6 protein-coding genes and 1 pseudogene are annotated in these 6,169 nt (G+C 45.4%); 4 read left to right on the top strand and 3 right to left on the bottom strand.

Annotated features, from left to right (window positions below; all coding sequences use genetic code 11):
- Positions 1 to 132, top strand: a pseudogene (locus tag V5298_RS08575) (NADP-dependent oxidoreductase); the annotation flags it as partial.
- A 132-nt stretch (positions 133 to 264) separates the two neighbouring features.
- On the opposite strand, the gene glsB reads toward V5298_RS08575, so the two are convergent.
- The 3 genes from glsB to yaaA form a co-directional block, all read right to left on the bottom strand.
- Complete coding sequence (gene glsB / locus V5298_RS08570; protein ID WP_332931045.1) at positions 265 to 1,173, bottom strand: glutaminase B; 909 nt, start codon at positions 1,171 to 1,173, stop codon at positions 265 to 267.
- A 105-nt stretch (positions 1,174 to 1,278) separates the two neighbouring features.
- Positions 1,279 to 1,908, bottom strand: a complete 630-nt coding sequence (locus V5298_RS08565; protein ID WP_332931044.1) for a glutathione S-transferase family protein — start codon at positions 1,906 to 1,908, stop codon at positions 1,279 to 1,281.
- Positions 1,909 to 2,023: 115 nt separating this feature from the next.
- Positions 2,024 to 2,797: a peroxide stress protein YaaA gene (yaaA, locus tag V5298_RS08560; RefSeq protein ID WP_332931043.1), complete on the bottom strand. Its 774-nt coding sequence runs from the start codon at positions 2,795 to 2,797 to the stop codon at positions 2,024 to 2,026.
- A gap of 264 nt (positions 2,798 to 3,061) precedes the next feature.
- Here yaaA and tal point away from each other — a divergent pair, with 264 nt between their 5' ends.
- The 3 genes from tal (at position 3,062) to V5298_RS08545 (ending at position 6,112) form a co-directional block, all read left to right on the top strand.
- Positions 3,062 to 4,021: a transaldolase gene (tal, locus tag V5298_RS08555; RefSeq protein WP_332931042.1), complete on the top strand. Its 960-nt coding sequence runs from the start codon at positions 3,062 to 3,064 to the stop codon at positions 4,019 to 4,021.
- A gap of 32 nt (positions 4,022 to 4,053) precedes the next feature.
- Complete coding sequence (gene pgi, locus V5298_RS08550; RefSeq protein ID WP_332931041.1) at positions 4,054 to 5,703, top strand: glucose-6-phosphate isomerase; 1,650 nt, start codon at positions 4,054 to 4,056, stop codon at positions 5,701 to 5,703.
- Positions 5,704 to 5,932: 229 nt separating this feature from the next.
- Positions 5,933 to 6,112, top strand: coding sequence for a DUF3545 family protein (locus V5298_RS08545; protein ID WP_216030392.1), 180 nt, complete (start codon positions 5,933 to 5,935; stop codon positions 6,110 to 6,112).
- Positions 6,113 to 6,169 lie beyond the last annotated feature (57 nt).

Here is a 6,169-nt window from a genome sequence, read left to right as displayed (position 1 = left end):
CTCTCCCCCTATGTGCAGCAAGGAAAAATTAAATACCGAGCCCACGCCATTGAAGGGCTAGAAAATGCCGCTTCAGGGTTAAATATGCTGTTTGCAGGGAAAAATAAAGGCAAGTTAATGGTAAAACTGTAACGCCTAATGACAGCCATAACCCGGCCGCCAGTGCGCCGGGTTAAATTCTTGCGAGGTTTCTATCACCGCAGGCTAAAATCCCGTGAGACAACCTGCCAATGGGCATTAAAGACAGGCCCACTAAATCGCCCTCTAATAAACCGACCAACCAATGCGTTTACTTAACGATTCCAGCGCAGCCACTCCCAATACTGAATTACCCACTTTATTTAATGCCGGTGAAAATACGCAGATAGAAAATCGTCCGGGCACCACAGCAACGATCCCGCCACCAACACCACTTTTACCGGGCAACCCCACGTTAAAGGCAAAACTACCCGCTTCATCATACATACCACTGGTTGCCAAAAGGGCATTGACCTGTCGAGACTGATCTGGGGTTAAAATTTGCTTTTGTGCCATCAAGGAATAGCCTCGGTTGGCAAGAAAGTTAATGGCTCGGGCTAAATCCACACAACTCATTTCTAGCGCACAGTTAAAAAAGTAACTGCTCAGTACATCTTCCACTTCGTTGTCGAAATTTTTGTAATCCCGCATCAAGTAAGCCATGGCCGCATTTCGGTCACGATGAGCATACTCTGAGTCTGCCACCACCGGGTTAGAATGAATTTCCGTGTTTCCCGACAAGGTACGTACAAAATCCCGCATGGCTAACTGGGGGGAGGCAAAACGAGATTGCACTATATCGCTGATAAGTAATGCACCTGCGTTGATGAAAGGGTTTCGAGGAATGCCATTTTCATATTCCAGTTGCACAAGGGAGTTGAAGGGCAATCCCGATGGCTCACAGCCAACCCGCTGCCATAAATTATCGTCGTAATGGGTCATCGCCAGAACAAGGTTAAACACTTTGGAAATACTTTGTATTGAAAACGCCGTATTGGCATTTCCCACCTGGGTGATCTCGCCATTATTATCACAAATAGCAATACCAAACTGAAAAGGGTCGACACTGGCTAGCGCAGGAATATAATCTGCCACCTTCCCCTGCCCAAGCATGGGCTTAATTTCCTCATAAATTGCATCGAGCAAAGATTGCATACAACAACGCCTTAACGCTACCTGCTGACAAGTACCGTAAAAAATAAATGATGATGAGTTTCCAATAGACAGCAATGTACCCTAGGCACATTGCTAATTTACTTACTACCCCTTTGAATGGGCGACTTCATTTTGCCAAGCAGCGCGATAAGCCCGGCGCGATAACACTCTTTCTGCGTAGGCTTTTAAGTTATCGTAGCCAAATTCCATTTTACTGCCTCTTGCCCATGAAAGAAGGTGGCCCCCCACAATATCGACGCCAGAAAACAAGTTTCCCGTTAAATAGTCTTTATCCCCTAATAGGGCGGAAAAGGTTTTCATTGCGATTTTAAATTCATATTCCGTGACTTCCTTCATTTTAGGTAAGCGATATTCCTCGGGCAGAACAAACTGATGTTTTTCGTTATTCCACAGCGTTTGTTCTAACTCCGTCACCAAAAAGTGCATCCCTTGCTCATACAGCATACGTTCGGCTGAGCCCAACACTGGCGTAAATTCCTGCTGACCATGTTTGTCCATCAGCCAGGTTACAATGGCAGCAGATTCACTCATTGGCCCGTGGTCAGTGAGCAAAGTAGGGATTTTCCCTGCCGGATTTAAGGCTAGAAATGTTGCTGAACGCTGCTCGCCTTCTTTGAGGTTAATGCATTTGTAATCGTAAGGTAATCCCAGCTCTTCCAAAGCCCAGGCCACACGAACCGAGCGAGTACGAGGGAAGCCATATAACGTGTACATAAATCATCTCCAAAAATTTAGGCATCGCCTCAACCCCAAAAAAAAGAGACAATACCACCGTCATAATATTACTTTGATACAAATACTTATATACCTAAACGGCATATCTCAGCGGTTAGACTTCATCCCGCAAAAACACCAGTTCGCTGTCGGAGCTTTGTTCTTCAGAAAATTCATATCCGGCTTCGTTAAATTGCTTTAACCCTGCCACATCTTCAGTTTGATGCTCCATAATGTAACGGGCCATAAGACCCCGCGCTTTTTTCGCGAAGAAGCTGATGACCTTATATTGACCATTTTTCTGATCTTTAAACACAGGCGTAACAATCATGCCATCAAGGGATTTAGGCTTAACCGACTTAAAGTATTCATTGGAGGCTAAATTCACCAGCACATTATCGCCCTGTTGGCTAAGGGCTTTGTTTAACTCGGTAGTAATGGTGTTGCCCCAATATTCGTACAGATTTTTCCCTTTGCTGTTAGCCAGTTTCGTCCCCATTTCCAAGCGATATGGCTGCATAAGATCTAGGGGCCGTAAAACACCGTATAAGCCGGAAAGAATACGTAAATGGGACTGGGCATACGCTAATGCGTCGTCACTTAACGTCGCCGCATCTAGGCCAGTATAAACATCACCATTAAAGGCAAATATCGCCTGACGGGCGTTCTCTTTCGTGAACGGTGTGGAGAACGCATTAAAGCGATTGGCGTTTAACGTGGCCAGTTTGTCACTGATTTTCATCAACGATGCTAAATCGGCCGGCGAAAGGGAGCGGCAATGTTCTGCTAACGCAGCAGCATCATCCAACAATACGGGTTGGGTTGCCTTTTCCACGGGAACCGGCGAGGTATAATCAAGATTCTTTGCCGGTGAGACCACAACTAACATGTAAAACTCCTTTGTTGGATAACAAACTGCTGTGTAACCATCAATTAGATTGCAGTATTTAGCGCATTACGGTGTTATTTATACCGCCAGTCTGTTATAAAATTAGCAAAATCGATCTGGTTTAACTGCCAGACATACAAACCCTACATTGTGGTTGTTAAAAATATTACAACCATCATATTCTGTAAACGCACAACCTGGCGGGCTGTACCTTGCTGGCTGTGTGTTATTCGTTTAATTAGGTCACCTATTCAGAGAGAAACGATGAGCAATCAATTAGACGCTTTGCGTGAAATAACAACTGTCGTTGCTGACACCGGCGATATAGAAGCGATAAAGAAATACCAACCGGTAGATGCCACTACGAATCCATCACTCATGCTCAAAGCAGCGAGTATTCCAGAGTATGCAGGGTACATTGACGATGCCGTTGCGTGGGCAAAGCTGCAATCTCAAGATCCGGCGCAGCAACTTATCGACGCCTCTGACAAGTTGGCAGTTACCATAGGAAAAGAAATATCGGCGCTGATCCCTGGTCGCATTTCCACCGAAGTAGATGCGCGCTTGTCATTTAACACTGAAGCTACCATAAAAAAAGCGGAACGGTTAGTTGAACTGTATAACGATGAAGGTATCGATAAGTCCCGTATTCTGATCAAAATCGCCTCTACTTGGGAAGGTATTAAAGCCGCTGAGATTTTAGAACAACGTGGGATCCAATGTAACCTAACGTTATTATTTAGTTTCGCCCAAGCCCGCGCATGTGCAGAAGCTGGCGTATTCCTTATTTCACCTTTCGTAGGTCGAATTCTGGATTGGTACAAAGCGAATACCGATATCAAAGACTATGCCCCTGAAGAAGATCCTGGCGTGATATCAGTGTCCCGTATCTACAATTACTACAAAGAGCATGGTTTTAACACTGTGGTCATGGGTGCAAGCTTCCGGAATATTGGCGAGATCCAAGCGTTGGCCGGTTGTGACCGTCTGACCATTAGCCCGCAGCTTTTAGAGGAATTGAAAAATACCACAGCGCCACTTCCCGTTAAATTAAAAGATAACGGTGCGTCTGCTACCCCTGAAGAAAGACTGGATGAAGGTACATTCCGTTGGGATATGAACGAAGATCCCATGGCAACACAAAAGCTTGCCGAAGGCATTCGCAACTTCGCCGCTGACCAGGTGAAACTGGAAACCATGTTGAAAGAAAAACTGGGCCTGTAAAGGCCAGTTCTGTTTTAAATGCAGGAAAAATTATGAGTGATGTAACACAACAATCTGCCTGGGCAGACCTTTCAAAACTAGCCGAAGACGTCAAACAAACCCATATGCGCGATTGGTTCGACGCCGATCCCTCCCGCGCTGAAGCTATGCAAGCACAAGGGTGCGGTATCTTTTTAGATTACTCGAAAAACCGCGTCACCAAAGACGTTCTGACGGCTTTATTTTCTTTGGCGAAAGCCCAAGGTGTTGACGCCCACCGTGATGCCATGTTTAACGGCAGCACCATTAATACCACCGAAAAACGGGCGGTATTACACACGGCGTTACGTAACTTTAGTGGCAAGCCTGTTATGGTGGATGGCAAAGATGTCATGCCAGAAGTCTTAGCCACACTGGAAAAAATGGAAGCCTTTACCCAATCGATCCATTCTGGCGCCCATAAAGGCTACACCGGCAAGTCCATAAAGCAAGTGGTAGCCATTGGGATTGGTGGTTCGTTCTTAGGTCCAAAAATCATGACCGAAGCACTGAAACCTTATACCCATGACGCGGTAAAAGTGCACTTTGTTGCCAACGTGGATGGTTGTCACATTCATGATGTGCTTGCCAGTGTCGATCATGAAGAAACCTTAATTGTGATGTCGTCTAAATCCTTCACCACTCAGGAAACCTTGCAAAATACCCTTAGTGCAAAAGCCTGGTTCCTTAAACAAGGTGGTAAGCAAGAAGACATCGCTAAGCACTTCGTTGCAGTCTCTTCCAATGTAAAAGCCGCCACAGAGTTTGGTATTGCCGAAGAAAACATCTTCCCCATGTGGGACTGGGTAGGCGGACGTTATTCCTTATGGTCTGCCATTGGTTTGCCAATTTGTCTGGCCTTGGGCTTTGAAAACTTTAAAGGTCTGCTAGATGGCGCTCATGCCATGGATAAGCATTTTTGCGAGACCCCCTTTGAAAGCAACCTTCCGGTTATTTTAGCGGTGTTGGGGGTGTGGTATCGCAACTTCTTTGATGCCCAGTCTCATGTGTTATTGCCTTACTACCATTATCTTCGTGGCCTACCTGCCTATGTGCAACAGCTGGACATGGAAAGTAACGGTAAGCAGGTCACCATGGACGGCAACGTCGTCAACTGGCAAACCGGCCCCATTATTTGGGGTAGCGAAGGCACCAATGGACAGCACAGCTTCCATCAGCTCATCCACCAGGGCACCTCCATCATTCCTGCTGACTTTATGCTGCCGCTTAATGTGCCTAATCAGGATGATACCCATCATGCCATGCTTGCCTCAAACTGCTTTGGTCAAACCCAAGCATTAATGCAAGGGAAAACCTTTGCAGAGTGCTACGCAGACTTAGACGGTAAAGGTCTTGCCGAAGACGAGCGCAAAGCGCTGGCGCAGCATAAAACCATGCCGGGCAACAAACCTAGCAACACCATTATGTTCGATAAGCTCGATCCGTTCACACTTGGCGCGTTGGTTGCAATGTATGAACATAAGGTATTTGTCCAGGGCGTTATCTGGCAGGTGAATTCCTTTGATCAATGGGGTGTTGAATTAGGAAAAGTACTTGGAAATCAAGTTCTTGACGGAATTCAGGGTAAAGTCAACGATGACAATTTCGATGCCTCTACCCAACAACTCATTCGCCGCTTCAGAAACGCCAATGCACCAGATTAAGGATTAATCTTTGGCTTTATGCCAAAACAGTGCATCTGACAAACGGCCGGTTTTTACTGGCCGTTTTCATTGGGCAAATCCACGAATTGTCATCCAATCGTCACATATTGTTAATAAAAAGTTAATTTTATTATTTTATTCTTGTGTCGGCTGTGATACAAAAGTAACCAGATGGATGAGTAATATTCAATTCTGGCACTTGTTGTTAGTGGTATAAAAGGAGATCCTAGTGGATAAGTCAGATCTGTTTGCGATGTTAAATATTGAAGAAACTCCGGCTAAAACCAAAAGTAAGAAAAAACGAAAATGGAGAGAAATCGAAGCACTGCAAGACCGCTTCCGTCTAGAAAAAGAACTGGCAGAAATTGATTGTGGGTTCGAATACGAACTCGAAACAATGGAAAGATAAAATGTAAAACGGCCACCCTTAGCGGGTGGCCGTTTTCGTTTGTTCTGCTTTGCTGTT

It is taken from the genome of Alteromonas sp. 14N.309.X.WAT.G.H12 (assembly GCF_036697315.1).
Taxonomy (GTDB): domain Bacteria; phylum Pseudomonadota; class Gammaproteobacteria; order Enterobacterales; family Alteromonadaceae; genus Alteromonas.
Note: the sequence above shows the minus strand (reverse complement) of the source record. Positions and strands in the feature narration are given on the sequence as shown.

Bases quoted from the DNA above. Each gene is read 5' to 3' on its own strand.
- glsB (WP_332931045.1), bottom strand. From the start codon at position 1,173: ATGCAATCTTTGCTCGATGCAATTTATGAGGAAATTAAGCCCATGCTT.
- V5298_RS08565 (WP_332931044.1), bottom strand. From the start codon at position 1,908: ATGTACACGTTATATGGCTTCCCTCGTACTCGCTCGGTTCGTGTGGCC.
- yaaA (WP_332931043.1), bottom strand. From the start codon at position 2,797: ATGTTAGTTGTGGTCTCACCGGCAAAGAATCTTGATTATACCTCGCCG.
- pgi (WP_332931041.1), top strand. From the start codon at position 4,054: ATGAGTGATGTAACACAACAATCTGCCTGGGCAGACCTTTCAAAACTA.
- tal (WP_332931042.1), top strand. From the start codon at position 3,062: ATGAGCAATCAATTAGACGCTTTGCGTGAAATAACAACTGTCGTTGCT.